Genomic DNA, 26,793 nt, shown 5'->3' with positions numbered 1-26,793 from the left:
AAAGGAAAGATGATGAACGAATTTGATTTACACACGCAAATTGATCTACTTCGCCACGGTGAATGTGAAGGCGGGCAGATTTTTCGGGGTAAAACTGATGTTCGTTTATCCGAGGTCGGCCAGGCCAAAATGCAAAAAGTGTGTTTTTCAATTGATCCGGGTTGGGATGTCATTGTGTCGTCGCCACTTAAACGTTGCGCGTTATTTGCCGAGCAAATCAGTCAGGACCTGGGTATTCCCTGTGAAGTAGATGAACGTCTGCAGGAAATTTCGTTCGGTGACTGGGACGGCCAGGAAATTGAACGAGTCATGGATCGATATCAGGAGGAATTGACCACCTGGCGTCATGATCCCACTTCGTATACACCGCCTAATGGCGAACCGATCAGGCAATTTGCATTACGTATCAGTGAAGTTTATGACCACCTACTCACGAGCCATCAAGGAAAAAAAATATTATTGATTGCTCACGGTGGAGTGATTCGAATGCTGATCTCCCAGGTGTTAGCTATGCCACTATCGACAGTCAATCGTATTGATATGCCCTATGCCGGGGTGTCGAGAGTGGCCGTTTATCACCTGGAACATGAAGACGTGACCAAACTGCTTGCACATAACTTTTTCCCGCATAGCTAATACAAAAATTAATCATGCCGAGAACTGCACCACATCAGCATTGGAATGGGTTTCTCAGCGCCATTGGCCTGTTAACCATTTTGCCAGTGCCCGCGTCTTTCTTTACTCGTGACTATGATGTTAAAACGCAATCCTTAGCGACTTTGTATTACCCGGTAGTCGGCGCAATTATTGGTGCAATTTTATTTTCTGTAGTTTGGTTAAGCTCAGATGTATTTCCTATTGCTGTGCAGGCGGCACTCGTGCTTTTTTTGTGGTCGCTATTAACCGGAGGTTTACATTTAGATGGCTTGGCGGATTCTATTGATGCTTTTTCTGCCGGGCATAAAGATAAAAGTCGCATACTCACTATTTTTAAAGACCCTCAATCCGGCCCTATGGCGGTAACCGGTTTGATTTTGGTTTTATTAATAAAGTTTACGGCGATTCAGACTTTATTACAGGGTAAACACTTTGTTTTTGTCATAGTTTTTATTCCGACTTTGGCCCGTATTCTGGCATCGTACTATATGGCTTCAACCGCCTATGTTCGAAAACAAGGAATTGCCAGTGGTATTAATAGCGAAGCGTATAAGGCCAATTTTCTTATCGCGTTAAGTCTTTGCTTTTGCGTCTGGACGATACATTTTTCCTTTGTTCATGCACTTGTATCTGCTTTTGTTTTATCTGCTGTTTATTACGCGTGGCGTCAGGTCTGGTTAACACGTATTGGTGGGTATACCGGGGACTGTGTTGGTGGCCTGATAGAAATTATTGAAGTAATAACCTGCCTGGCACTGGTAACGGTTCATTAAATGTTTGTGTTGTCGTTACTATTAGGTGTGTTATTCGATTGGTTACTCGGTGAACCCAAAAAATTTCACCCACTTGTGGGTTTTGGTCATTGGGTGAAACGTGTGGAGCGTTTTTTTGTTAAAAAACTTCCAGACTCCTCAACTAAACACATTCTGTTAGGTGGTATGGCATGGGCGATGTTAGTCATTCCTCCGGTTACCTTGGTGAGTTGCTTGGTGTGGTATATGCCGCAACAGCAGTGGTTACTGGACGCGGTGGTCGTGTACTTTGGCATTGCCTACCGCAGTTTAGCTGATCATGTTAAGCCTATTTATTCTCAACTGTGCCGGGGCAATTTAGCAAAGGCAAGAGATCTGGTGGCACGTATTGTCAGTCGAGATATGGACAATGCCGATGAACAGGGCGTAAGAAATGCAGCGATAGAATCCTGTTTGGAAAATGGTTCTGATGCGATATTTGCGCCTATCTTCTGGTTTCTTTGTCTAGGTGCTCCTGGAGTAGTTCTTTATCGGTTGGCCAATACTCTGGATGCAATGTGGGGGTACAAGCATGGCCATTATCTGTATTTTGGTCGGGTCGCGGCAAGAATTGATGATGTTCTGAATTATGTGCCTGCACGGCTTACCGCTATGAGCTATGCGCTATTAGGCAGTACTTATAACGCACTTCGTTGTTGGCGTACACAAACAAAACGTTGTGCCAGCCCTAATGCTGGGCCGGTTATGTGCAGTGGTGCTGGTGCACTTAACGTTATTCTGGGCGGCCGGGTTTGTTATCACGGAAAAGAATACGATAAACCGGTTATGGGTGCGGGGCGTCAGGCAGAGGATAACGACATTCTCCGCGCTTTGTCCCTGGTCTGGCATACACTGATTCTCTGGCTTTTTTCTGCGGCATTAATTGGATGGACGTATGTCTTTTGACTGGACGCAATTACCCGAACACGGTGGTGATACCCGTTGGGCCAGCAATTTTTTTTCGATTCCTGAAAAGGATTTATTGGATTTGTCCACGGGCATCAGTCCATGGCCCTGGCCAATACCGGATATCCCCCAAACACTTTTTACCAAGCTGTCGCGACCGGATGGACCATTACTCCTTGCTGCCGCAGCGTATTACGGTTGCAACGAAGAACAACTTATTGCGATGCCGGGGTCGCAGTATGCAATAGAAGAGTTGCCGAAATATTTTTCAGTGGGGCGAGTTGCCATTCCCAAGGTGGGCTATAGCGAGCACAAGCGGGCGTGGCTTTCTTATCGTCATGCAATCATCGAGTATGAGCGTCTTTCTGAGCTGGAATCTTTAGTGCTTGGCAATGATGTCGATTATGCCGTGGTGATAAACCCCAATAATCCAACTACAGAGCATATAAACGAACATAAATTAAATGGCTTAGTAGAGCAAAGTTCATGCGTGTTTATTGTGGATGAAGCTTTTATGGATGCCACGCCGGAGAATTCAATTATTCGTCGGGATATGCCTAGCAATATAATTGTGCTGCGTTCAATGGGAAAATTTTTTGGTCTACCCGGTTTACGTGTGGGGTTTGTTATCGCCAATGTTGAGCGATTAAAACAATTCAAAGGGTTGCGGCGATTATGGTCTCTATCGCCGGTCAGCATCTGGTTGGCAGAACAGGCCTTGGCCGATAAAAACTGGATCAATCAGCATGTTGAAAAACTAAATTATCAAAGCACCGCCTTCGCTAAATTGTTGCAAGAAAACCTGGCGCATTTTGAATTTTATTACAGTGCTTTTTTTGCCACGACTTTTGACAGTAAGCAAAATATCTTCGCACTTTTTCAGATGTTGGGCAAACAGGGGCTTTATACCCGAATTGGTTTGAGTGAACCGGATGTCGCCTGGTTGAGAATTGGGCTGCCGCACGATCTCCCAATATTTTCTGCGAGATTAATACAAAGTGAGTGAACTATGAAAAAACTATTCCTGGGCTGGCTCGTTGCCCTATGTTGCATGAATGTCTTTGCAGAAATATCCGTTACAGATTTTTCTGGTCGGGAGGTGACATTAGCCAAACCCGCACACCGGATTATTGCTTTAGCACCACATATTGTTGAAAACCTGTATTCGGCAGGTGTTGGCGACCGTATTGTCGGTGCGGTGGATTATTGCGATTACCCTGAGGCGGCAAAAGATATTCCACGAGTGGGTGCAATCAGTTCTTTTAGCCTTGAAGCAATATTGGCTTTGAAGCCGGATCTGGTTGTGGTTTGGCGATCAGGCCGTGGCGGCAAGATCATGGAAAAGCTCATTCGTATGGGGATAAATGTTTATGCCAGTGACCCGCGAAGCTTAAGTGATATCCCAAAATCTATTCGAGATTATGGCGTATTAACGGGGAATCAGTCTGTTGCAGAAGAGGCGGCAAAACAGTTTGAAGCTCAATACACCGAATTAAAACATCAATACGCTGAAAAATCTCAGGTGACCGTGTTTTATCAGGTGTGGAATGACCCGATACAAACGTTAAATGGCAAGCACATTATTAGTGATGTGATTACTCTATGCGGCGGAAAAAATGTCTTTTCTGATGAGCCCGCGTTAGCGCCGAAAGTGAGTGTTGAGTCAATTTTACAAACCGATCCCAAAGCAATTATTGCCAGCGGCATGGGCGAGGAAAGACCTGAATGGCTGGATATGTGGAAAAAATGGAAACAGTTGCAAAGCGTTCAGTGCGATAATTTATTTTATGTCCACCCGGATTTAATTCAACGCCACACTATGCGAATTTTACAGGGAGCGGAAACCATTTGCAGAAGTTTGGATATCGCGAGAAAGAGAACTGATTGTCTGTAGCAGTACACCTCAGTCAACTTTCGCCGGATTTAAAAACCCTCAATTCAAGGATGAATTGAGGAAGTTATAAACAAGTATGCATGCGTTTTTTTATGTTTGGCTCGGATCTCTACCCCACCAATCACTCAAAATAATTTGGTTCTAGAGTATTACTTCTTTAAGGGCGGCTGACTAAAATTGTCCGATTTTGCACGTAATAAATGTGCCAGCCGTTCATTGTGATTAAACGCCAGAGTGAGCTCACTCGCATCTTGTAGTGAAAACCAGCCAAGGTCATCCACTTCGTCTGGCTCGCAGTTTTGGTTCGAAAGCTCCGGTAAGGCATCTCCATCCCAGGAGAAAAACAACGCATAATGAAAACTGATGTTTTGCTTGGTGGAGCGGGGAATATCCGCGATATGCCAGGGTTGCTCGTCCTCCACCGAGTGCTCAAAGAACGCTGGGTTGTCTGAATGAACAAAATTATCATGGGTTGCCAGGTGTGGCAGATAGACACCGCATTCCTCCCATACTTCGCGCAACATGGCTTTTGCTAAGGTCTCATCCCAATCCAGATATCCGCAGGGGAAACACCAATGCCCCTGGAAGTCCGGCACGCCGCTGCCGCGTTTGCCTAATAATACATACCACGTCTGGTTCGACTGGCGGTATAGACACACTTGAGCAACGACCGCGCAGGCACGAGAAAGCCAGACCCGTCGTCCATCCTGAGTCTCAACGCACTCGTTCTGTCTATTTGCAAAAGTGATGGTCATGGATGAGTTTCCTATCGTTTGGTGGCACAAAAATGCTGCTTATGTGTTCGATCGATGGGGTAAGCGGCCTTGGATGAATAGTGGGGCATTCTATCACTGCTAACCTCCAAGGTGAGAGAATTCGCTTGTCTGGAGCATACAGGAGCCTAGTATCTGACGTTTACGGATACGTTTTTTTTATCACCCGGCCTAGATATGAGCTGCAATTTTGCCCGGAGGCCAGAAGGGGTTTTTGATCAAAAAAATTTATTGAAACTACAAAAAATCGTCATTGTACAAGGAAAACAGGCCTTACCATAATCCCAAAATTGAATATAGGTAAGTTCAATTAGGTATTTGAATCAATGACAGCAAAAGATTTTGACCAGAATGGCCGCCACTTTTGGGGAGGAAGCTACTTCCCTTACGGATTATCTCGCAGTGGCGAATTTACTTTTGAGCAAGTTCGGTTGTTGGAAAATCACTTTTACGCTTATGAAGCTTTAGCCAAAGGCGAAAGAAGTCCGGAAACCCCGGTGGAATCTGATTTCGTCAGCTTCTGTAAAGGTAATAAAGATGCCGAATCAAATCACGAGAAGGCCTGGAAGCTATTTTGCGAAAAAACTTCCAGAAGTCAGATGTCGTTTACTCTGGGGGCCCCTGCGGTGTCTTCGGACGATTCGGATGATGATTCCAGCCTTGACGATGTGAGTGACGATATAGAAGTGGACTCCAGAAAAGCGAGTTAACCGGTTAATCCGGGTACTTTTTCTGGTGATACCTTCTTTTCAATACTCTCCAGTACATACGCATTTGCGAAGTCCCTCGGAAAATTATTTTCCGAGGCGAGTTCTGTAGAATGCCCGAATCTTAAAACATCTTCACTGTTTCATTCAAAGGCACATCCTCAATGTAGATAGTTTCGTTTTGTATCCGTTCGATTCTATTCTTACATGCGCATTTTTATAGCAAAAATAAATATCCCTTGTTCTACGTCTTTGGCGCAGCATATTTTGTGCATAATATACGACACGCTATTTTTTTATGAAAAATTATATTTAAGTGTCATAGTCAATATCCTCCCGCCAAATCAGCGATTTCTTTCATTCCCTTTTAGGCCATTCCAAGAAAGATGAATTAATATGAAATGGTTTTGTCTTGTTTGATTTTCCTATATCAGGAGATCGCGATTTGACCATGCCTATGACGTACTCCCGTGAAAGTGGCCATTTAGATCAAATACATACACAGTTATTGGGTAAAGGGTATCGAGTTCTCGGTATGTTGTCGTTCGGAATTGAATGTTGTGTATATGAGGCATTGGATATTGATTCAGGAAATAAAGTCGCTATTAAAGTATGGCCCTCTGAAAAATCAATTGTTGACATCTCTTGTCCGGTTTTTCGGAGCGAGTGTGAAAAAGAGTTTGAGATAGTAAAGTCTCTAAATCATTCTAATATTGTTCGTGTGTTGCAGTCTGATATAAATGATGGAGAGTTTCGATATCTGGTATTTGAATATGTTTCTGGTGCTTCGTTAAAAGATTGGCTGTTTGAACACGGTGCGTTCTCACTTGCGGAGACTGTCCATGTTATGACTAAAGTGCTGGAAGTGCTGGTGTATCTGGAAAAAAATAATGTAATTCATAATGATTTAAAACCTGCAAATATACTGGTGTATAACAATAATAATTCATTGGGGGTTAAGTTGATTGATTTCGGTAACGCAGTAGTCGAACGTTGTCAGCAATATAATGAACAACGAAAATGCTCTCCAGCATACTGTGCACCGGAAGTGTTAAGAGGTGAAATGCCCACGATAAAATCAGATATCTATGCATGGGGTTTGATATTCATAGAATGCCTTATTGGCCGAGCTGTTGTATATGGTGAAAGTTACTCGATGATGGTGAATAGGCAGCTTGATAGTTTTTTTGTTGCGATGCCTGAATGCATAAAAAAATCTGGGTTGGATTTTATTTTGTCGAAAGCGGTGCAAAAGGAACAAGAAATGCGTTGGCAAGATGCCTTGTCTATATACCGTGAGTTACGTTGCTGGAGTAGTGTATTAGGAGAATCTGTGGTTGAATGATGAGGTATGTGATGTGTTATTCGAAAAAATAAGATCAATTCATTTTCTTTTCGCGGTAAATTTTTCGATTAAAAAACAGTTTTATCGTGGTGTTTGATATGGCTACTATTCGTCGAGAGTTGGATGGACAACAAAGATTGCTAAGGCCTTATCATTCTTTTGGTCGCAGTGTAGATACAAACCATACTCTGATAGAGGGCGTCGGGTGCTCTCGTAATCATGCTATTGTTGCCTGGGATGGTGAACACTGGAAGATAAAAGATCTCAGTACCAACGGAACTTGGCTGAATAAAAAGAAACTTGTGCCTGGTGTTTTTTCTCTATTGACCGGTGGAGATAGAATTCAATTTGGCGAAAATGGTAATCAAGAAACATGGAGAATGGTTGATCTGGATGCGCCTGTTTCCTGTCTGATGCCCGTGGTTGAAGGTTTGCCAACGATTTCACTTTTTGATGTCGAGGTACTTCCCATACAAAGCCACTCTATTGTGGTTTATTTGTCTGATAATGGGGAGTGGATGTGTGAGTCGGATGACGAAATACGGGCTCTGCGAACTGGGGATCAGGTTGGTGTTCATGATACCTTATGGGAGTTTGTCGAGGGATGCCCAAGTTCAGCGACTATCGACATGAAAACTATTCATTCAAGTAAAAACATACAATGTATTTTTGATGTTAACCGGAATGAAGAACATGTCTCTCTAACATTAATTGTTAATGGAAAACAGTTTGATATGGGAGAGCGAGCCCACCATTATCTGTTACTGCTATTGGCGCGACAGAGGCTCGATGATCGGCGTAGAGGTTTGTGTGAGTTAGATCAGGGCTGGATGAAAAAGGATATATTGATACAAAGCTTGAGAATGAAAGAGCAACATATCAATATTCATATCTATCGATTCAGAAAACAGGTTGCAGAGAAACTGCCGAAAGAAGCTTCGCTTCGTCCTCTTATTGAGCGTCGGCCTGGAGAAATACGTTTAGCGTACTCTGAACTTGTTATTCAGGGAGGATTTTCCTTTCATCAGGTTCCAGCGTAATAAATGTGAATTAAGTAATAAATTAGGTTTACGCTCTGTTCTTAATTCTGATGGTGTTGTTGTACAGATTCCATTTTGCGTTGAATATAAAGTCAAACATGAGCAACAACCTGGATCTGAATTTCGGAATAGACTGATATTCTTTTTTCGCAATTTTGCTGAGTTTGGGTAAGCGATTCCAGGGGATACCCGGGAAATCATGATGTTCGGCATGTAGACCGAAGTTGCATTCAAATAGTTTACTTAACCCGGTGTAGTTGTTCGTTTCCTGGTCTTCCTGTACGACAAAGTGTTCCTGTACCACTCGTGTACCCAGAGGATGGAGGCCAAAAGACCAGGTAATACAAAGAAACAGATAGATGAAACTCCATATTCCAAGAAAATAAATAACCGCCGCGTTAGCCAGTGTTTGAGTAAAAATATTCACTAGCATCCACTTGTCTATGCCGGATTTGGCCAGCGGATGCTTGGCTGTTCTTCGCCATTGAAATAAAGGAAAAAATGCAAGCCAAATAATTTTTCGTAAAGGATTGTTACCTACCCATTTGGCTTCCTGATGTGTCGGAACACCAACATCCTTTCTGTAGTCGTTAAAGCTCAGGTGATGTGATTTATGGAATTTAAAAAAAGGCATAGCGCCAACGGTTACCAGTGGTAAGTTGGCTAGTAGGGCGGTTATTTTGTTCGCTGTTGCTCGTTTGAAAACCAGTTTATGGCTTGCTTCGTGAATAAGGGCGTAGAGTGCAGCAGAAATGTATGCACCTATCACGTATGAAACAATAAGAATAATCAATAGAGATTGATTCTTTAACTGCCACGCGATAGTAAACTGTAATACGACTAGAAAGAAAATGAGTAAAGAGGAATAAGGGTTTGGACCAATTAATTGTTTTATTTCCGGGTATCGTTTTCTTATTGCTCTTCTACGTGCAATATGTGGGTCCTGTGCCTGGGTTAAATAAAATTCGTCTCTAATCATTGCTTTACCTACGCTAAGGCGTGTTCATTTTTTGTTTCACGATACAGAAAATGCGTTATGCTCTCGGTCAGTTTAATATCTTTTATCGCGTCTTCTGGCGGGTTTAAGCACTGTGATATTGAATGCATATCATTTTGTCGCTCGAGGCAGGACTCAACGAAAACAGCTGCCTGGCCATCAAATGCGTTGATGGCATGATCAAATGACTCCTCTCTGGAGTCCCCTTGTCCTTGATGGATGATTAATGATCCTTCGTCCAGATCACCTGGGTGAATTTCTATAATTCCCTTTGTACCAACTACGTCTAAGTGCCAACGTTTAGCCGGGAGGGCACTGACAAAACCTGCGGTCAGTGAAGCCAGTAACTCGCCGGGGAATTTTAGTTGCGTAATGCATAGGTTTTCCTTTAGCGAATCATTTCCGTAGTCTTCCAAGGCATTGGCTTGTGTAGATATATGTACACCATGACCAAATAGCCAGCGTAAGGGGTTTATGAATGCATAAGTCATGTGGGTAACTGGCATGCCGCCGCTGGTGGTTTGTTGGGTGTACCAACTATTGGGTGGTGGTTGCCAAAGGGCAATTGCGTTGACCGTTAACGGGAGGCCAATCTCTTTATCCCTGAGGTACTGTTTGACTTTTTGCCAGCAGGCTTTGTATCTCGCTTCATAACCACATTCCACAATGGAGTGGTATTTGTTCGCTAAATGAATAATTTGTTTGCCCACTGCCGAAGATGTTGCCAAACAGCCGCCGATAAGCAGGTGACATTTCTGTTGCAATGTCCAGATTGCAGCTTCGTCCTGAATTTGATGAGGTACTTCCAATAAAAAGGCGTCTGGTTTGGTATTGCTGAGTTCTTTGTAGTTATCTGTGGCAAAGGGGATGGAAAAATCCCGAGCAAATTTTTCTGCAGAAGTTTGTCGATGTGCGGCAACGCCACACAGTTCAATCTGCCCGGTTTTTAGTAGTGCCCGCGCCCGAATCCGGGCAATATTTCCTGCTCCAATAATAGCGAGTTTAAGCATTTTTATTCTTATCCTTGCGCAGGGGCATACTGATATTGCTGAAAATAAAAATGAGTACGGCAATTGTCAAAGACAGTTCTGCCCAAATGAAATTTTCTGTCGGGTAGTTGATGATTGTCATTAAGGTGGAGGCGGCCCATATTCCAGCGAGCATAATCGCATATATATTCGATTTGAACATGCGACTTAAGTAGATGACTTTTATCGGAATAAAATGGAGGGTTGATATGATAACAATAACAATACTGTTCCAAAATGAAGATAATTCCGTTATGAATAAATAAAACGCGATCAGATTCCAGAATGCAGGAAAGCCAACAAAGTATTGGTCTTTATAAACGGCTTTTAGATTGGCGTAGTGATAGCAGGATGCTAGAAAAATAAGGCAGATTAGGCCGTTTTTGTACTGCTCAGGCAAATCAATGGCAGAATAGATGAAAAACGCTGGCAGAAAGACAAAGTTAACAAAGTCGATAACGTAATCGAGCATTTTGCCGTCGATATTTGGGATACGATCTTTTACCCGAAATAGTCGAGCAAATGTTCCGTCTACGGCATCAATTATCAGGGCGAGCAATAACCAGAATAAGCTGGTCATCCATTGCGCTTGTGCAATCGCAACGCAGGCTTGAAAGCCGCACAGTATGCCCAATGCGGAAAAGAGATGAACGAACCATGCTGCAAGGTATAAACTTTTTTCTTTTATTTTTGTGCTGTTCATTTAACGTTGTGCGGCGGTGAGTTCAACAGATTGTTCAATCCATTGGCGTTTATGTTGAGGCCAAAATTCCTTGGGAGCATAACATCCGTTATTGCCATCAAAAATCCAGTTGTGGGCTTCAATTTGTTTATTTTGATTAAAATAAAAAATTGCTTCGTTTGGATCACCCGGAAAGTTTTGGACAAAAAGTTTTTTGCATTCTACCAAGTCCTGCTCTTTCGGCCAGTGATGTATTGTGGGATGTTGAATTATGGTATGTGCATTCTGCCATAATCCCCGCGCAATTTCGGCGTCACACTCTCTGTCGATATAAGACAGCTTTACCGTATTGAGTTTGATATCCAGAGCAGTGACGGCAGCATTAAAAGGTAGTTCGTCACCGATATCATTGGGCCAATATATATAGGCATCGTTTTTTAATGCATTCATGCCCCAGTTATCAATTAGGTGAATCCAGGTTTCCAGCCAACCAATGCAACTCACATCGGCCATAACCGTGCCGGTGTTATATTTAATCCAAAAATCCTGCTCAGGTTCTCTGACAGAAACCAGAGGTGCCTGCCAGTGATCCGGTATGGGTTGGACGATACGGCATTCGATATCAACAAATAGAACCGTTCCAAAGTCTTCTACGCCCTGGCGAATAATTTTAGGGTGATTGCACCAGGCTGCCGCCAGGTTGGGGAATTCTTTGTCCAGTTCATATATATGGTATGGATACCCCCACTTCTCACAATCACTGGTCAAACCTTCAGCCAGTTTCTTGTATTCGCTGGTGCACCAAGCAATGACGGTAAAAGCATTTTTGTTCATGGTTATACGGGCTCAGCTATTCGTTTTTGTCTTACGGTGTTTAAATGGTGGGCCACTATTTTATTAATGGACTCTTCTAAAGTTACCTTTGGCGACCAACCTAGGCATTGTTCAATTTCACTGACGTCGGGAATACGTTGTTGAACATCCTGATAGCCGTTGCCGTAAAACTCTTTTTCTGTGACCGCTTTAACTTGGGCTTGTTCTGCCAGTTTTGCAAAATCCGGATAGTGTTTTAGTGATTGGATAATGATGTCGGCAATTTCGCGTATGGCGTAATTATTGGTTTTGTTGCCGATATTAAAAATCTTACCGTGGGCTTTTCCGTCCTTATTTTCGATGATTTTCATCAATGCATCGATTCCGTCTTCAATGTCGGTAAAGGAGCGGCGTTGTTCTCCTCCTCCCACCAGATAAATGGGTTCGGAGCGCAGTATGTTGCCAATAAACTGAGGTAATACCCGGACATTGCCTGCCGTCTGAAAGTCAACACTGTCCTGGCTGGCGCCGATCCAGTTAAATGGACGGAAGAGCGTAAATGGTAAACCTTTATGTCCGTATGCCCAGATCACACGATCCAGTAACTGTTTTGAGCAGGAGTATATCCAGCGTTCTTTTTCTATAGGGCCGAGCACGCAATTGCTTTCCGTTTCCTTGAACTCGTCATCTGTGCACATGCCGTAGACTTCAGAGGTTGAGGGAAAAATTAAACGTTTTTTCAGTCTGGCACATTCTTTTATCAGCCAGATATTGGTTTCAAATACGCTTTGGTATACGCCGAGCGGATTTTCAACATAGCTTTTCGGTGTGGCAATTGCAGCAAGGGGAATGATGATGTCCGCTTCGGATATTTTTTGATAAACCCAGTTCTTTTCCTGGTTTATGTCGCCGAGTTTAAAGGTAAAGTTTGTGTGTTTCAGCAGCGACTCAATTTTATTTTGGTGAATATCAATGCCGCATACCCGCCAGTCTGTTGTATTGAGAATTCTGTCTGTAAGTTCGTTGCCGATAAACCCGTTAATGCCCAGTATAAATATATTCATGCTGTATACCATTTATAAAGTTGTTGCTAATCACTATTCCGCAATGTTTTTCAGTGCATTGATCACGGTGTCCTGCTCGTCTAAAGTCATGGTCGGGAATAGCGGTAGGGAAATTAAACTCGACCCGAGTTGGGTCGCATTCGGTAAGTCTTTTTCGGTATATTGATATTTTTCTCGATAGAAACGTAATAAGTGCACGGATTCAAAATGCACACCGACGCCAACGTTTTGTTTTTTTAGGGCATCGATTAGTTGATTACGAGTCAAACCAATACGTTCGATATCAATTTTTACCGGATATATATGCCAGGCATGTCTTTGATTTTCGTTATCTGCCTTTAATGGCGTGATGTAGTTAATATCAGCGAGCTTCTGGTGGTAGCGCTCAGCCAGGAGTGTCCGTTTTGATATAAACTCGGTAATTTTGGTCAGCTGATGTATACCTAATGCGGCCTGAATATCCAGCATATTAAATTTGTATCCAGGCTCATGCAGTTCGTAATGTGCTTCTTTTTGATTGATTCTTTCCCAGGCGGTTTTTCCTATCCCGTTTAAGCTTAGAGTTCTGGCCCGGTTTAATCGGTCCTGATCTTTACAAATGAGTGCGCCGCCTTCACCCGTGGTGATATTTTTGGTTGGGTGAAAGCTGAATATGGCGGCATCAGACTGACTGCCAATAAGTTGGCCTTTGTCAGTTGTACCAAGAGCGTGGGCACAGTCTTCGGCGATTAATATATTTCTGTTGCCAATAATGGTTTTGTAGCTGTCTATATCTGCTGCTGCTCCGGCATAGTGCACGGGAAGAATGGCTTTGGTGTTTGGTGTTAATAGCCGTTCAACCTCTTCAGCAAGCATGATTGCCGTGTCTGGGTCAACATCTGCAAAAACGGGTTTTGCGCCAAGTAATTCCACAACGTTTGCCATGGATGGCCAGGTGATAGAAGGAATAATGACTTCGTCTCCCGGGCCAATATCGTAGCAGTGCGCAAGCACTTGCCATGCTGCCGTACCGGAGTTGACGGTGAGACATTGCTCGACGTTAAAGTATTGACATAATTGATGTTCGAATTGCGCTACTTTCGGGCCGGTCGTGATCCAGCCAGATTTCAGAGAATCGATTACTTCGTTTATTTCTTCTTGATTTATCGTGGGGCGTGATAAGGGAATAAAGGAGTTGGTCCGCATCAAGTCTAGGGTCCTGTGTAATTATTATTGACTACTAGATGCTGCCTAGGAACGTGTTCCATTCATAGGCAGCGTAAACTTGATGTTAGCTGCAACCGTTAGGTGCCCACTTTAATTCGCCGTTACAGTTGGCGATATCGTATTTCAATTCACTTTGAATCCATGAACCATCCGCCTTTTGGCATTCAGCAGAAAGGATCAGTTCGGTTGAACCTGGCGTGCCAGTAAATTTGATATTGCGAGAAGTTTGTTCGTAAGACCCTGGAGGTATATCGGCCATGTGCTCTCTCCTATTGAGAAGGAATGTATAGGTTGTATTTTTATGTGGCCTTGTCTTGAAACTTGATTTGCAAGGCACCCAATCAGCGTAGGAGAGCTTTTATTAAATAAATATTACATATTATTACACGGCTGTTTTATCGGTATTAATGGAGATTTAGGTGTGATGATGGAATGATTGACGTCATATTTTACAGAGGTTCAGTTTGTCCTGAATGTTTCGAAATATTTTATTGAGTTATTTTTAGTGATAAGTAATCCGGTTTCTTATCTTCTATTATTCTTTCCCGTTTTATATTAAAAAATTATTTGTAATAGTACGTACATGCATTCGCCTCCATTAAATGGTTTTTTAAGAGCTCGGTTTTCTATAAATAGTTTGGTTTCATAGCTGTATGTGTTAAGCACTGTTAACCGTCTTTGGCGCCTATATATTCCTGTTGTTTTTCTGGGCTATACCTTTTTTAAGGTGTTGTGTTGGAGGCTCCGGGAATGCGGTTTTATTCTAGAATAGGTTTTCTCTCTCTTTGGTTGCTGGTTTTGCTTTCCCCTTTTGTGGTTGCCCAAACGGATAAGGCGCGAGCTGCAGTTAATGTGTGGACGCCACAGGCAATACGAGAAGCAGTCCCCCGTGACTATCTGATTGGTGATAATCATAAGGGGTATATACGTGATACTAATGGTCAACTATTTTTATTGGGCAGTAAGCCCCAAACGCTGAAAGCGGTTCCTTTAAATGCTATAAAAAAACCTTTGGCCAAGCCAATAATTTTCAGTGATTCTGAACCGCCAATTGTTAGTAACCATGATCCATCAGAAAGTATGGTAATTGGTAATAATTATATTTTTTCGGCTCAAGTAACCGATACCTCCGGTGTAAAATCGGTTGTTTTTCATATTCGTTATCCGGACAGTGTGACAGAACAAAGCTTTACCGCATCGTATATCGGCGATGATCGCTGGGCGGTAAGTTTGCAAGGGTTTTATGATGGTGACTGGCAGTGGTGGGTAATCGCAAAAGACGGGAGCGGTCGGGGAGGGAACACCACTGACGTACCTGAAGTGATTAATTTCTCTGTTGCGGTGGGCAATGTGGTCATTCCTCCTGTGACGTCAGAGGATACTGTGGTTAACGATGAATGGGATAAAGGTGGAGTGAGCCAATCTGTTCTTGGTCGCATTTATTTTCAAATGCCGAGCAATAGTAAACGCAAAGGCCCTTGGTCTGGATATGTGTGTTCCGGAAGCGTGGTAAGCGATAGCGTAACTGGCCGTTCACTGATTCTAACTGCTGCGCATTGTATCTATGATGATGTTAACAAGGCGTTTGCGCGCAATGTGTTGTTTATTCCAAACCAATCTGCAACCACCGCAAGCGGCACGGATCTGGATTGCGACAATGATCCGGTTGGCTGTTGGGTACCGGATTTTGGAGTAGTAGATCGACAATGGACATTGCGTACCTTTCCTGACAATGTTGCCTGGGACTATGGTTTTTATGTAGTCGGTGATATCGGTGCTCACATAGGGAGTACGGCCTCTTCTGAATCCTTGGATATGGCTGTTGGATCCTTGGCAATGTCTTTTCTCACTCCGTCATATGACGATGGGGATCCGGGGAAAGCCAGCCTGGATTTCACCTATGCGTTGGGTTACTCCTACGCCTATGACCCCAAATTGATGTATTGCGCTGAAGACCTGACACAAAACACCGGAGTTAATTGGTGGATCCCCTCATGCGAATTGTCTGGTGGTGCATCTGGCGGCGCATGGTTGCAACCTCTGGATGAAAACAGCGGTGGTGGAACGATTATTTCCCTTAACTCGTGGGGCTATACCTCTGCTCCGGGGATGGCAGGGCCAAGGCTTGATGTGTCTTCAGCAGCCTGCTTGTTCAGCGTTGCTCAATATACGTTCTTCAATGCAGTCAGTAATCTCGATGGTGATCAGGGGGTTGTGCAAAGCTGCCCTTAGCCTGATTTTGTTCAGTGGTTCGGTGCTCGTGCCGAACCATATTTCTCTTAACGACATTTTTTCCTGCCAATTCTTTGTCTATGGATTCGTGCCGAAACGGATTTTCTATCAGCTTAAAACCTTTATAAATGTCTGGATAAGTTGGCGAAATATCGGGCATGATCGTTAGAACTGAGTCCTGTTGCTGGCTCAAGCATAAAAAATGATATAAATTGACATAGATAGATAAAGAAAAGGTCTAATTTACTGTTTGCTACGTAACAAGGCCATGTCATTAGGAAAGAAGCATATGTTAGCCAATATCCAAAGTTCGCAACAGCAGCGTAGTGCGGTACAAAGTACGAAAGCAATCATTGAGATTACAAATTTACGGTTGCGTACTTTTATTGGCTTTAACCCGGAAGAACGTGAAAAGCAGCAGGATATTATTATTAATGCTGAAATTCATTACCAATTGTCTCCCCTATGTTTGGAAGATCAAGTAGATCAAGCCCTGAATTATAAGACGATTGCCAAATCAATTATTAAACTGGTTGAGGAAGGGCGATTTTTACTATTGGAAAAACTGGTTGCTGAAGTGTTGGATATTTGCAGTCGCGATGAAAGTGTCTTTTATGCCAAGGTTAAAATAGATAAACCTCATGCATTGCGTTTTGCAGATTCCGTTTCGTTAACGTTGGAATACGGCAACAAATAAATTTACCTCAGTATTTTAAGTATTCTTTTTAAAAGGTTTCAGTGAATGTCAAGTAAAGCGGCAGCGCTCAGTGTTGCAAGGAATAGTCATACCATTAAGCAAAATTGGTCTCAAGAGGCCCAGTTGGTTCATGAAGCACTTATTGCTCACGGCGTAGAAACACCAATAACGGAAAACGGTTTAGACGCACAGACACGTTACGACAAAATAAAGCATCACATGACGGAAATTGTGAAGTGTCTGGGGTTGGATTTGAATGACGATAGCCTGGAAGAGACTCCACATAGAATTGCCAAGATGTATGTCAAAGAAATATTCTCCGGATTGGATTACGAAAATTTTCCAAAAATTACCGTGATTGAGAATAAGATGCGTGTGGATGAAATGGTAAAGGTTCGGGATATTAGCCTTACCAGTACCTGTGAGCACCACTTTGTCACGATCGATGGTTCGGCTAAGGTTGCTTATATTCCAAAAGAGAAAATTATTGGTTTATCCAAAATAAATCGTATCGTACGTTTTTTCTCTCAACGTCCCCAGGTTCAGGAGAGATTAACACAGCAGGTTTTAGTTGCTTTGCAAACCCTATTGGAAACAAAAGATGTGGCGGTATCCATTGATGCAGTCCACTACTGTGTTAAATCCAGAGGAGTAATGGATGCCACTTCGGAAACATCGACGACATCTTTGGGCGGCGTGTTTAAGCAGGATCCTACGGCGCGGGCGGCTTTTTTTTCATGAAAAAGTTGAAGAATTGACGTCTCTTGTCAGTCAATTTTTTGTCAATCGTAATATTTTTCCCATATGTGTTTTAGGCGACATTATCTAATCTATATGCCGCCTTATGTATATCCTGCAAGGTTATGATATTTAAGTTATTTTTGCTTCCTACCATCTGCTGACGCGCACTTATATTCAGGTATTAGCCTGTTAATACCTTATTTAATGCTTTGTTACCAGGCCCTAAAAAAGTTTGTGGATGAATCCACTATTTGACAGGCGGAAGGATAATTTCCTGGCCATATCTTTTTTCAGTTTTTATACTTTAGTCTAAGTTTTTCTGTTTCTTTACAAGTTTGTGATATCTGTTTCATATAATTATTTATGCGCCACTCTTTTCGCCAGTATAGTCAGTGACATAAGGTTTAAACATTTACGCCATATATTAGCCGGATTTTTTTGTGGGTTGTAACAGCCTTAACAGAATCAGTACGGACTTTTTATTCATACGAAGTTACTCAAAACACCGGGTATTTGTGACGAAAGAAAAAATATTCATGTTATTAAAGCTTATCTATCCGTTCCTCCTAATCCTTCTAGCTTGTAGTCAGTGTTTTGGTGGAACCTTAAGATTTCAGCATATCAAGATAGAGGAAAGCTATGGTTTCGGGCCTTTTAATGGTTCTGGAATTGGTGCAACGCGCTCGATTGCCCAGGATAAAGAAGGATTTCTTTGGTTTGGTGGTGAAAATGGACTGGCAAAGTATGATGGGAGAAAATTTAAGATCTTCACTCATGATCCTGGTTCTCTTCGCAGTTTAAGTAACAACTACATCAGCGATCTTCATGTTGACTCAGATGGTGATATGTGGATCGCCACTCACTCTGGTATTAATCTGTACAACCCGGTTTTGGATGAATTTATCCGTTTTCCCGATGACCATGCTCTGGGTGTATTGAATTCCGTAAGCATTATCTGCTTCGTTGAAGATAAACAAGGGAAGCTTTTTATTGCTTCCAACGAAGGCATTAGTATTTATGACCCCGACCGGGAACTGTTAACCCATTTCTCTCCTTCCGATGAAATTGAAGAAGCGTTAAAAAATAATGGTGTCTTCACTATCTTTATTGATAGCAAGGATAATCTCTGGGTTGGTACTCAGGGGTGGGGGTTGCTGAAGTTTAATCTGCAAACCAATGAAATCGTTAAGTATGTACACCAGCCGGATGATATTACTTCCATCAGTAGTAATACGGTGACCGCGATAGAAGAGGATAGATCTGGTGCGTTATGGTTTGGCACCCAGGGCGGTGGGCTTAATCGTTTTGATCCGAAAGCCGAGTTATTTAAGCGCTATTATGGTAAATGGGATGCAAGCCTTGGGAGTTCGGGTTTATCTATTCCAAATATTTATGTCGATAGTCATGATCTTCTCTGGATTTCTATTGTCGGTGTCGGCGTAGCCTATTACAACTCGGAAACCGATGAGTTTTCTATCCAGAAGTATTCTAAGTTCGACCCTTATAGTATCGGTGGTTTTACTGTCTTAGGCATATATGAAGATGGAAACTCCGATATGTGGTTTGGTACGTTTCCCTCTGGGGTAGAGTACTGGGATCGTTCCTCTAGCCACATAGATGCTTATTATTGGAAGGCAAATAAAGATAATTGGTTAAATAACAGCGCTATTTTGGCATTTTATGATGCTGAGCCCAATAAGATCTGGGTTGGAACTGAGCAGGGGTTAAATCTATTTGATATAAAGTTGAAAAAATTCGACAACTCTCACCCGATTTTCAGTAAAGGGGATCGACTTAATCATGATCCTGTTTTAACGCTTGAAGAAGATGACCGGAATAATCTATGGATTGGTACCTGGGCTGATGGTTTATATAAATATAATAAAACATCAGGTGAGCTTTCTCATTATCACCCTGATCCGAAAGCCCCCGATAGTTTGAATAGCGAATACATCTGGAAAATATTATTTGATTCACAAAAACGTCTATGGGTGGCAACCGAGACTGGTGGATTAAGTCTCTACGATTACGATAATGACAGTTTTGTTCGTGTAAAAACCGTTGCTTCCAATAATCTAAAAAACCGGGCGGAGTTTGCCTGGCCTATTTTTGAGGATCGACATGGACGTATCTGGTTAAGCAGTGAAAGAAAAATTGAATACTTGGATAAGGACGCGACGGATTTTAAATCCTTTACGCGATTTGAAGTTGAATTGGGTGTTGATACGCGTGTTCTTAAGATATATGAAGACAGTCATGGCAATTTGTGGTTTGGTACCCATGACAATGGCATCATAGTTTTGGATGGCCTGTCCCGCAGACTTATTCAGTTGACTATGGATAATGGCCTTCCCAGTAATAGTGTTGCCAGTATTATTGAGGCGAATAATGGAAGTATCTGGGCAACAACATCCAATGGGTTTGCTCAAATTGACCATAGAAATTTCTCCATTCGATCCTATGGTAAAGATGACGGTTTTGTCGGTTCTCAATCTATAAGAGATGCGGCCTACAAAGATAGTAGCGGTCGTTTATATTTGGGAACAACAGAAGGTTTTAATGTTTTCTATCCAGACACCCTAAAATATAACTCATTTGTTCCACCCGTCGTTTTCACGGATTTTAAAATATTTAACCGATCTGTTGATATCGGTGTGAATGGCTCGCCGCTGAAAGCACATATTAATCATGTAAACAAAGTTGTTTTGAGCGATCAGCAATCCTCGTTTTCTATCGATTTTTCTGCTTTGAGTTACACTTATCCGCTTCTGAATCAGTACGCTTATATGCTTGAGGGGTTTGATAATGATTGGATCTTTACTCAAGGTGAATCTTCCGTTACCTATACCAATCTGGATCCAGGTACGTATACTTTTTATTTGAAAGGTTCCAATAATGACAGTGTTTGGAACGAAAAAATTAAGAAGTTAAAAATCGAGATCAGGCCACCCCTATGGTCTACCTGGTGGGCTTATTTAATATATTTTATCGTTATTGGCGGTTTCCTTTATGCCATACTTAATGCTCGCACAAGACGTATCGAGCTGGAACAACAGAAAAAAATTAATAATGAATTAATTCATTTTGACCAGGTTAAAGCGGATTTTATTGCCAATGCTTCCCATGAACTGAGAACCCCATTGAACGGTATTATTGGTTTAACCGAAGCTTTAACTCATGAAAATGTCAACCCTCATGCGAGTCGTGAAAAGCTGTTGTCCATATCCAAGAGTGGTAAGCGGCTGTCGAATCTTATATCCGAATTGATCGATTTTTCTGTGCTGACCATGGAAAATTCAGAACTTAATCGTGCTGCACTGGATTTGAATGATGTGATTCAAAACGTTGTGGACTCAATGCAGTTCTTGGTGGAGGGTAAGTCCGTTGTCTTGGAAAGTCGTCTGACAAAGCCTCTGCCACCGGTATACGCCGATAAAGAGCGTGTTGCAAAACTGCTCACCAGCTTAGTTGATAATTCGATAAAGTTTTCTGATCGCGGTGTTGTGACGGTTTCCTCTACCTTTGATGATGATCATGTGTCCGTTACTGTGTCGGATGATGGTCGGGGAATTTCTCGTCAACAACAAAAGACCTTATACGATCTGTTTTATCACTCTGACAACGTAAGCTTTCGTCATGAACAGGGTATAGGAATTGGTCTGGCATTGGCGGTCAAGATTGTTAAGTTACATAAGGGTGAGCTTCTTGTTGTGCCGAGAGATTCTGGCGGTACCGAGTTTACCTTTACGTTACCCGTATATAAAAATGTGAAACATGATAGCGTGAAACCTGAAACACCGAAGAAAGAAAAGAAATCGAATATTAATGCCGGGGAAGACTGTGGTGATACTCACAAGATTTTAATTGTCGATGACGATCCGGTAAATCGAATGGTTTTACGTGGATTGTTAGAAATTCGTGGCTATCTGGTGGTTGAGGCGGAAGATGGTTTTTCTGCGTTGGATGCTTTAACTAATGAAGAAGGTATCGAATTAATCATTCTCGATATTATGATGCCACAAATGAGTGGTTATGAAGTGGCCGTGCGTATTCGAGATCAGTACTCCAAAGAAGAACTGCCTATTATCTTTTTATCTGCTTTGGATCAGTCCCGCGATATTGAAGAGGGAATGAACTCCGGCGGAAATGCTTATCTCACAAAACCGTTATCAAAAGTGGAACTGTTTTCCTGCGTCGATGAGTATTTGAATGTGTAAAGCATTAAGCGAGCATGAATGTCCACAATGGCCTGGCGAGTTATCCATTTTTCTCGATAGGGCTGCGGCATAATTTTATTCTTTTTTAGCTTCTCCTCACTTTCTGGTCAGACTTGTGTCTGGCAATTTATATTGCCTTTTCGACAGTCGAGTCCATTCTCCCTGGGTAAATAGGAAGGCCTGATACTCTGTAATCAGAAGTTCTGATGAGTCCCCTTGTTCGCCAACCTGGAGTGCTTAGGGAGATATCGTTTCTATATCGTTTGATTTCGTTGGTTAGGGGAGATGACTCTGACAGGAGCATTGCCTGCGGCAATCTGCTGTACCAGTCTTATATAACGATCACAGTCTTAGCAGAGTAGCGATTTGTCTGCTTGTGTGTCGGTTTCTCTACCTCCGGCCGCAACCTGCGGTGGCCTGAGCGATATTCTGTGCCAAGTTTATAGAAATCAATGGCAATTCTACGTATAAGTTGATCGAGCCTCGCTGCCGGTTCGACGAAAGCGGCTACACTAGAGCCTGTTCTTACTCATTGAATTCTCTCTGCTGGAGGTTATCCGGCAAGGCAGAGCAGGTCGTGAGTGTCGGACATACATGAGTAGGATAGAAAGGTACGGGGCAAAAGCTCAGGCCCTGCGGGTTGTGGCATAAAATACACGATTTATCCTAACTTGCCGTTTATTTGGTTCATCAAGCTACCTAAACTAGAGCTATCTCTGTTTGAACGGTGACAGTTAAATGAGTGTAGGCCCTAATCGTATTTTGTCGGGGGGACAGTGTAATGCAGCATAAAATTGTTTTTCTGGATAGGGCCACCGTTGCCAAAGAAGTTACCTTTAATTCCCTCTCTTTTCCCCATTCCTGGCTTGAATATGCTTCTACCTCCCCTGAGCAAACCCTGGATCGCTTGTGGGGGGCAACCATATGCATCACTAATAAGGTGGTGATCGATCAACGGCTTATTGATCAGTTGCCTGATCTGCGATTGATTGTGGTCGCGGCAACCGGGACTAATGCTGTCGATTTGGAAGCCTGTAAACAAAGGGGGATAAGCGTTTGTAATGTCCGCGGTTACGCTAAAACAACGGTGTGTGAGCATGTTTTTGCCATGATTCTGGGGTTGCGAAAACAGCTAGCACTCTACCGTGATGAGCTAAATCGAGGGCGTTGGCAGGAAGAAAACCAGTTTTGCTATTTTAATCAGCCAATACATGAGTTGGCGGGAAATCAGCTTGGAATAATCGGTTCCGGTACCATTGCCCAGTCCGTTGCTCAGGTTGCAAAAGTATTTGGTATGAATGTCTGTTACCACAGTTTGAGCGGTAGAGATCAGTTGCCTTTTGCCCGGTCAGTACCTCTGGATGCCTTGCTTGCTCAGTCAGATATTGTCAGTTTGCATTGCCCGCTAACCGAGCAAACCCAGCATCTTATTCATCTCGATAATTTAAAACAAATGAAAAAAAACGCGTTATTAATTAATACCGCCCGTGGTGGTGTCGTTGATCTTGAAGCGTTAAAACAGGCTTTAGATGAGCAGTGGATAGCCGGTGCGGGGCTGGATGTGGTACCACAGGAACCACCGGAGAAAAATAGTACGGCTATGGCATTAGCGGCATATCCCAACGTCATTCTTACTCCTCACGTTGCCTGGGCAAGTCAGGAAGCAATGCAGGTTCTGGCTGATCAGGTTATGAATAATATTGAACAATTTGTTCACAATAAACCAACCAACCTTGTGGTTTAGCATGGCCATACAAAACTTTATTTCTCAACACAAATTGCCTTCGGTATTTGAGTCTGTTGCCGTACAGTTTTATTCCCGTCTGGGAGAATGGATTCGACAAAAAAAAGGTGAAGGGCCGATTGTAATAGGGGTTAACGGTGCACAGGGTTCGGGTAAATCAACACTGGCTGATTATTTAAAGCATTATTTACAGGAAAACTATCAGTGGAATACAGCAATTTTATCAATTGATGATTTATACCTTACTCAGCATGAGCGAAAAATAAAGTCGGAAAGTGTTCATCCTCTTTTTGCTACTCGAGGTGTGCCGGGAACACATGATGTTAAGCTTGGTTTGGATGTTCTTCACCGATTAAAAAAACTTGATGCTGATGAGGTGGTGGCCGTACCCAAGTTTAGCAAATTGATTGATGATCGATTGCCGGATTCGAAATGGGAAAGAGTTAAAGGTCCGGTAGACCTCATTTTGTTTGAAGGCTGGTGTGTTGGCAGTGTGCCGCAGTATCAAAGTGAATTAACTGAACCAATAAATGATTTGGAAAAAGAGAAAGATATCGATGGGCGTTGGCGGCAGACAGTAAATGATTATTTGACAGCGGAATATGCCGAGTTATTTGAGTTGCTGGATATGCTTGTTTTTATCCAGGTGCCTTGTATTCAGTCTGTATATAAATGGCGTCTTGAGCAAGAAATTAAAACGATATCAAAAGAAAAAAAACAACTGGATAAAACTGCGTATTTCTCTGCGAAAGAAAAGATTAATAATTTTGTCCCATATTTTGAACGTATTACCCAACATAATTTATCTGTTATGCCACTTCTGTGTGATGTGTATATACAGTTGGATTTAGACCATACCGTTACACAGCTTATTATCAAGGATGATAGCGGTTAATATTTTTACACAAAAATAAGCTTATATACGTTAGAAAATGTGTGCTAAATTTTTAGCATGTATATGTGTCTGTGTTTGACATCGAGATTGAATATATGAATTTTCTCGCTGTTTTTTTGCTAAAAATCAAAGGTAATAAAACCTGCACTATACATACAATATTTGTATTACATATTTATTACAGAGTAGAAAATTCTTTTTTTAATATTTGTGCAAAAAAACTGCAAAAAAGCTGTACAAGCTCGATAATTTTTCTATACTGCCCGTCGTCTGAAATTGGGAGATAATTTTCATGGCTATAATCAATCCTCTGGAGAATTTGTTCGGAAAATCTCCAATTAAACCTATGCAGGAGCACATGGTTGTTGCTACTCAGGCTGCAGCCAAACTCACGGCTTTTTTTGAAGCCACCTGTGCGAATGATTGGGACAAGGCAGAAGCCATTCAGCAGGAAATCTCAGAGCTAGAACATCAGGCAGATGTACTTAAGAAGCAATTGCGTTTGGACTTGCCCAAAAGCTTGTTTCTGCCTGTGCCTCGCACAGACCTACTTCAGCTATTGGCTGTTCAGGACAAAATTGCAAACAGAGCGAAAGATATCGCTGGCATTATGCTGGGGCGGAAGATGGTCTTCCCGGAAGTCTTGCGCGCTCCAATGAAAGAATATGTTGCCTCTGCTGTAGATACCTCTACGCACGCGCTGAAAGCGATTGAAGAATTGGATGAGCTGCTTGAAACCGGTTTCAGTGGCAAAGAACTGGATATCGTAGGTCGGCTTATTCATGAGTTGGATCTTGTTGAGCATAAAACTGACGAATTACAGATTGCTATTCGCTCAACGCTATTTGGGTTGGAGGATGAGCTTCCTCCAGTGGGTGTTATGTTTATGTACCGCGTTATTGAGTGGGTAGGTGATCTGGCCGATCGAGCTCAGCAGGTAGGTAGTCGTTTACAATTGTTGCTCGCAAAATAATGAGCTGATCTGTCATTACTAGGGTTTAACTATCATGTCTCTTATCGCAGAGAATTATCAAATCTTTCTTATACTCGCCTGTATATTTGGCGTTTTTATGGCTTGGGGGATTGGTGCTAATGACGTAGCGAACGCTATGGGCACCTCAGTAGGATCAAAAGCGCTCACTATTCGACAAGCGATCATTGTCGCCATGCTTTTTGAATTTGCCGGCGCATACCTGGCTGGTGGTGAAGTGACCTCAACAATCCGTAAAGGGATTATCGATCCCTCGTTGCTGGTTGATGCTCCTGAATATCTCATCTACGGTATGCTTTCCGCTCTGCTCGCGGCAGGTACCTGGCTGCTTATCGCCAGTATTATGGGGTGGCCGGTATCGACCACACACTCCATTGTTGGTGCGATTGTTGGTTTTGCTGCTGTTGGTATCTCCGTGGAAGCGGTGGCCTGGGCTAAAGTGGGCAAAATCGTGGCCAGTTGGGTTGTTTCCCCGCTGCTCGCCGGGTCGATATCATTCCTGCTGTTCCGTAGCGTGCAAGTCCTTATTCTTGATACCGAAAACCCCTTCCAGAGAGCGAAGCGTTATATCCCTATCTACATGTTTGCTGTCGGTTTCCTGATTACGATGGTGACTCTGATTAAGGGTCTAAAACATGTCTTTAAAGATATTGGTATTAGTTTCAGCTTTATAGAACAGGCAGGCATCGCCGTTGTTATCGGCTTATTAGTCTCAGGTATTGGTATTTTCTTCCTGGCAAAAATCAAAGAAGAATCCTTGCCGGTTAAAGAGGGTGGCCACGGTAGTCGTTTCGCCAATGTGGAAAAGGTGTTTGCCGTTCTTATGGTGTTTACCGCTTGTGCTATGGCCTTTGCTCATGGTTCGAACGATGTGGCCAATGCGGTGGGTCCATTGGCCGCGATCTACGGCGTTCTAAAAACAGAAACCATTGCTGCTAAAACAGCCATGCCAGGTTGGATTCTGCTGGTTGGTGGTGTGGGTATCATCCTTGGTCTGGCAACATACGGTTGGAAGGTGATTGCCACTATCGGTAAAAAAATCACAGAGCTTACCCCAAGCCGTGGTTTTGCCGCTGAGTTAGGTGCTGCAGGTACAGTGGTATTGGCTTCTGGCTTTGGTTTGCCGGTATCGACCACTCATACATTGGTTGGTGCGGTACTCGGAGTTGGCCTGGCTCGTGGTATTGGTGCACTTAACCTGCGTGTGATTGGAACCATTTTCCTGTCCTGGATCGTAACTCTTCCGGCAGGTGCAGGTTTGGCAATTCTGTTCTTCTTTTTCTTTAAAGGCTTATTCTCTTAAGTCCATTTAAAGTCTATATGTTTCTATGGCGGGTAAGGTAACCCGCCTTTTTTTTGCCCTGCAAAAAATA

Annotated in this window: 24 protein-coding genes; 16 read left to right on the top strand and 8 right to left on the bottom strand. The window is 42.7% G+C overall.

Features of this window, described 5'->3' with window-relative positions:
* The first annotated feature begins 9 nt into the window (after window positions 1-9).
* The 5 genes from P5V12_RS15475 to P5V12_RS15455 are packed head-to-tail and all read left to right on the top strand — an operon-like array spanning window position 10 to window position 4,248.
* Window positions 10-636 (top strand): histidine phosphatase family protein, encoded by a 627-nt coding sequence (locus P5V12_RS15475; RefSeq protein ID WP_316953987.1) that lies wholly within the window; start codon window positions 10-12, stop codon window positions 634-636.
* 14 nt (window positions 637-650) lie between these two features.
* Window positions 651-1,430 (top strand): adenosylcobinamide-GDP ribazoletransferase, encoded by a 780-nt coding sequence (locus P5V12_RS15470; RefSeq protein ID WP_316953986.1) that lies wholly within the window; start codon window positions 651-653, stop codon window positions 1,428-1,430.
* Window positions 1,431-2,354 carry an adenosylcobinamide-phosphate synthase CbiB gene (gene cbiB / locus P5V12_RS15465; protein ID WP_316953985.1) on the top strand — a complete coding sequence of 308 codons (924 nt, stop codon included), beginning with the start codon at window positions 1,431-1,433 and terminating at the stop codon, window positions 2,352-2,354.
* A complete protein-coding gene (locus tag P5V12_RS15460; protein WP_316953984.1) occupies window positions 2,344-3,360 on the top strand; it encodes an aminotransferase class I/II-fold pyridoxal phosphate-dependent enzyme in 1,017 nt (338 codons plus the stop codon). The genes cbiB and P5V12_RS15460 overlap by 11 nt, the downstream gene beginning before the upstream one ends.
* A gap of 3 nt (window positions 3,361-3,363) precedes the next feature.
* The gene (locus P5V12_RS15455) at window positions 3,364-4,248 is read left to right on the top strand and encodes a cobalamin-binding protein (protein WP_316953983.1); all 885 of its coding nucleotides are present in this window, start codon (window positions 3,364-3,366) and stop codon (window positions 4,246-4,248) included.
* A gap of 149 nt (window positions 4,249-4,397) precedes the next feature.
* Here P5V12_RS15455 and P5V12_RS15450 read toward each other — a convergent pair whose 3' ends face one another.
* On the bottom strand, window positions 4,398-5,003 hold the full coding sequence (locus P5V12_RS15450; RefSeq protein WP_316953982.1) for an NUDIX hydrolase: 606 nt from the start codon (window positions 5,001-5,003) through the stop codon (window positions 4,398-4,400).
* Between the two features lie 344 nt (window positions 5,004-5,347).
* On the opposite strand from P5V12_RS15450, the gene maoP reads away from it, so the two are divergent.
* The 3 genes from maoP (at window position 5,348) to P5V12_RS15435 (ending at window position 8,113) form a co-directional block, all read left to right on the top strand.
* Complete coding sequence (maoP, locus tag P5V12_RS15445; RefSeq protein ID WP_316953981.1) at window positions 5,348-5,731, top strand: DUF413 domain-containing protein; 384 nt, start codon at window positions 5,348-5,350, stop codon at window positions 5,729-5,731.
* 448 nt (window positions 5,732-6,179) lie between these two features.
* Window positions 6,180-7,073 (top strand): serine/threonine-protein kinase, encoded by an 894-nt coding sequence (locus tag P5V12_RS15440; RefSeq protein WP_316957441.1) that lies wholly within the window; start codon window positions 6,180-6,182, stop codon window positions 7,071-7,073.
* Between the two features lie 98 nt (window positions 7,074-7,171).
* Window positions 7,172-8,113 (top strand): FHA domain-containing protein, encoded by a 942-nt coding sequence (locus P5V12_RS15435; protein ID WP_316953980.1) that lies wholly within the window; start codon window positions 7,172-7,174, stop codon window positions 8,111-8,113.
* A gap of 28 nt (window positions 8,114-8,141) precedes the next feature.
* On the opposite strand, the gene P5V12_RS15430 is transcribed toward P5V12_RS15435, so the two are convergent.
* The 7 genes from P5V12_RS15430 to P5V12_RS15400 form a co-directional block, all read right to left on the bottom strand.
* Window positions 8,142-9,092: a fatty acid desaturase gene (locus P5V12_RS15430; protein WP_316953979.1), complete on the bottom strand. Its 951-nt coding sequence runs from the start codon at window positions 9,090-9,092 to the stop codon at window positions 8,142-8,144.
* Between the two features lie 8 nt (window positions 9,093-9,100).
* Complete coding sequence (locus P5V12_RS15425; protein WP_316953978.1) at window positions 9,101-10,120, bottom strand: Gfo/Idh/MocA family oxidoreductase; 1,020 nt, start codon at window positions 10,118-10,120, stop codon at window positions 9,101-9,103.
* Window positions 10,113-10,841 carry a CDP-alcohol phosphatidyltransferase family protein gene (locus P5V12_RS15420; RefSeq protein ID WP_316953977.1) on the bottom strand — a complete coding sequence of 243 codons (729 nt, stop codon included), beginning with the start codon at window positions 10,839-10,841 and terminating at the stop codon, window positions 10,113-10,115. The genes P5V12_RS15425 and P5V12_RS15420 overlap by 8 nt, the downstream gene beginning before the upstream one ends.
* Entirely contained in the window at window positions 10,842-11,654 is an 813-nt protein-coding gene (locus P5V12_RS15415) for a hypothetical protein (RefSeq protein ID WP_316953976.1), read from the bottom strand. It lies immediately after the preceding gene.
* Window positions 11,655-11,656: 2 nt separating this feature from the next.
* Entirely contained in the window at window positions 11,657-12,697 is a 1,041-nt protein-coding gene (locus P5V12_RS15410) for a bifunctional UDP-4-keto-pentose/UDP-xylose synthase (RefSeq protein ID WP_316953975.1), read from the bottom strand.
* A gap of 33 nt (window positions 12,698-12,730) precedes the next feature.
* Window positions 12,731-13,882, bottom strand: coding sequence for a DegT/DnrJ/EryC1/StrS aminotransferase family protein (locus P5V12_RS15405; protein WP_316953974.1), 1,152 nt, complete (start codon window positions 13,880-13,882; stop codon window positions 12,731-12,733).
* An 85-nt stretch (window positions 13,883-13,967) separates the two neighbouring features.
* Complete coding sequence (locus P5V12_RS15400; RefSeq protein ID WP_316953973.1) at window positions 13,968-14,162, bottom strand: CVNH domain-containing protein; 195 nt, start codon at window positions 14,160-14,162, stop codon at window positions 13,968-13,970.
* Between the two features lie 491 nt (window positions 14,163-14,653).
* Between P5V12_RS15400 and P5V12_RS15395 the strand changes: the two genes are divergently transcribed.
* The 8 genes from P5V12_RS15395 (at window position 14,654) to P5V12_RS15360 (ending at window position 26,723) form a co-directional block, all read left to right on the top strand.
* Window positions 14,654-16,135 carry a hypothetical protein gene (locus tag P5V12_RS15395; protein ID WP_316953972.1) on the top strand — a complete coding sequence of 494 codons (1,482 nt, stop codon included), beginning with the start codon at window positions 14,654-14,656 and terminating at the stop codon, window positions 16,133-16,135.
* A 289-nt stretch (window positions 16,136-16,424) separates the two neighbouring features.
* Window positions 16,425-16,832, top strand: coding sequence for a dihydroneopterin triphosphate 2'-epimerase (folX, locus tag P5V12_RS15390; RefSeq protein WP_316953971.1), 408 nt, complete (start codon window positions 16,425-16,427; stop codon window positions 16,830-16,832).
* A 45-nt stretch (window positions 16,833-16,877) separates the two neighbouring features.
* Window positions 16,878-17,573 (top strand): GTP cyclohydrolase I FolE, encoded by a 696-nt coding sequence (gene folE, locus P5V12_RS15385; RefSeq protein ID WP_316953970.1) that lies wholly within the window; start codon window positions 16,878-16,880, stop codon window positions 17,571-17,573.
* Between the two features lie 536 nt (window positions 17,574-18,109).
* Complete coding sequence (locus P5V12_RS15380) at window positions 18,110-21,790, top strand: two-component regulator propeller domain-containing protein (RefSeq protein ID WP_316953969.1); 3,681 nt, start codon at window positions 18,110-18,112, stop codon at window positions 21,788-21,790.
* 781 nt (window positions 21,791-22,571) lie between these two features.
* Window positions 22,572-23,534, top strand: coding sequence for a D-2-hydroxyacid dehydrogenase (locus P5V12_RS15375; protein WP_316953968.1), 963 nt, complete (start codon window positions 22,572-22,574; stop codon window positions 23,532-23,534).
* 1 nt (window position 23,535) lies between these two features.
* Window positions 23,536-24,429, top strand: a complete 894-nt coding sequence (locus tag P5V12_RS15370) for a P-loop NTPase fold protein (protein WP_316953967.1) — start codon at window positions 23,536-23,538, stop codon at window positions 24,427-24,429.
* 292 nt (window positions 24,430-24,721) lie between these two features.
* Window positions 24,722-25,402 (top strand): TIGR00153 family protein, encoded by a 681-nt coding sequence (locus tag P5V12_RS15365; protein WP_316953966.1) that lies wholly within the window; start codon window positions 24,722-24,724, stop codon window positions 25,400-25,402.
* A 34-nt stretch (window positions 25,403-25,436) separates the two neighbouring features.
* A complete protein-coding gene (locus P5V12_RS15360) occupies window positions 25,437-26,723 on the top strand; it encodes an anion permease (RefSeq protein WP_316953965.1) in 1,287 nt (428 codons plus the stop codon).
* Window positions 26,724-26,793: the final 70 nt, after the last annotated feature.

This window comes from Teredinibacter sp. KSP-S5-2, from assembly GCF_032773895.1.
Lineage (GTDB): Bacteria > Pseudomonadota > Gammaproteobacteria > Pseudomonadales > Cellvibrionaceae.
The sequence above is the reverse complement of the archived record's forward strand: the minus strand, read 5'-3'. Positions and strand labels throughout refer to the sequence as shown.